The organism is Amycolatopsis thermalba, from assembly GCF_003385215.1.
Taxonomy (GTDB): domain Bacteria; phylum Actinomycetota; class Actinomycetes; order Mycobacteriales; family Pseudonocardiaceae; genus Amycolatopsis_E; species Amycolatopsis_E thermalba.
In genome coordinates this window covers 1-1,278 of record NZ_PQHW01000219.1, presented here as the reverse complement: position 1 = coordinate 1,278, position 1,278 = coordinate 1, and the positions used below count along the sequence as shown (strand labels likewise).

The following is a 1,278-nucleotide window of genomic DNA, read 5'->3' as shown; positions in this document are numbered from 1 at the left end:
TGAGCTTGCCCCCGTTCGCCGGACACTTCGGGTGTGGGGTCAGTGATCTTGGTCTGACTCCGTGTGCAGGGCTTCAAACGTGACGGGGCTGTGCATTCCGATTTTGGAATGTCTCCGTTTCGGATTATACCAGCATTCTATCCATTCGAAGATGGCATTGGCAAGTTCCTCGCTGGTTTTCCACTGTTTGGAGTCGAGGAGTTCGAGTTGCAGGGTGCCCCAGAAGGATTCCATCATGGAATTGTCGTAGCAGTCGCCGACGGTGCCCATCGAGGCGAGCAGGCCAGCTGATCGGAGTCGCTGACCAAACGCCCAGGATGTGTATTGCGCGCCGTGGTCGGAATGTAGGATTGTGGTTCCGGTTTCGGGGTTTCGGCGGAGAATGGCCATGCCGAGTGCGTCGGTGACCAGTTCGGAGCGCATGTGGTCGGCGATCGACCAGCCGATGATGAGCCGGGAATAGGCGTCCATCACTGCCGCGCAGTACACCTTTCCGTCCTCGGTGGGGTGCTCGGTGATGTCGGTGATCCACAGGCGGTTTGGCTGGTCCACCGTGAAGTTGCGGTTGACCAGGTCAGAGGCCGGTTCTGCGGCGGGGTCGCGCACGGTGCAGCCTCGTCGGCGGCGCCGGTAGAGGCCCTGGATGCCGGCCTGTCGCATGAGTCGTGCGACCCGTTTGTGGTTGACCGGCAGGCCCAGCCCGAGCGTGAGCTCGGCGTGCACCCGCGGCCAACCATAGGTGCCGCGCGACTCGGCGTGAATGGACCGGATGTGCTTGAGTAACAATTCGTTCTCCTCGTCACGAGCGGCGGGCGGCCGCGTGTGCCACTCGTAATAGCCGGAACGGGAAACCTTCAACACCCGGCAGGCCACCGCGACATCAATACCGTCGTCGGCTAACTCGCGGACCAGCGGGTAGATTACTTTGGGAGGATGTTTTCCCGGGCGAAATAGGCCGCTGCCCGTTTAAGGATCTCGTTCTCCAACTCGAGCTGCCGGTTCTTCTTCCGCAGCTCGGCCAGTTCCTTCTTCTCCGCACTGGTCAGCCGCGCCGAACTACCGTTCTCATCGGCGTCCGCCTGGGCCATCCAGTTCCGCAGACACGACTCGCTGATGCCCAGGTCCTTCGCCAGCGCAGCGACCGGTTTGTCGCCCAGACGGGCCAACTCGACGGCGCGCTGACGGAACTCAGGCGGGTGTGGTGCAGGCACCGCAACATCCTCCCCGGTAACCGACGGTCACCTCAGGTCAGGTGTCCGGGCCACAGGGCCAAGCTCA

Annotated in this window: 1 protein-coding gene; it reads right to left on the bottom strand. The window is 62.4% G+C overall.

Annotation, left to right across the window (positions count from 1 at the left end):
- Positions 1-39: 39 nt before the first annotated feature.
- A protein-coding gene (locus tag D0D15_RS35750; protein WP_369806867.1) for an IS3 family transposase occupies positions 40-1,211 on the bottom strand; the annotation gives its coding sequence in 2 pieces (ribosomal slippage) (positions 40-923 and positions 923-1,211; 1,173 coding nt in all).
- Between the last annotated feature and the right edge of the window lie 67 nt (positions 1,212-1,278).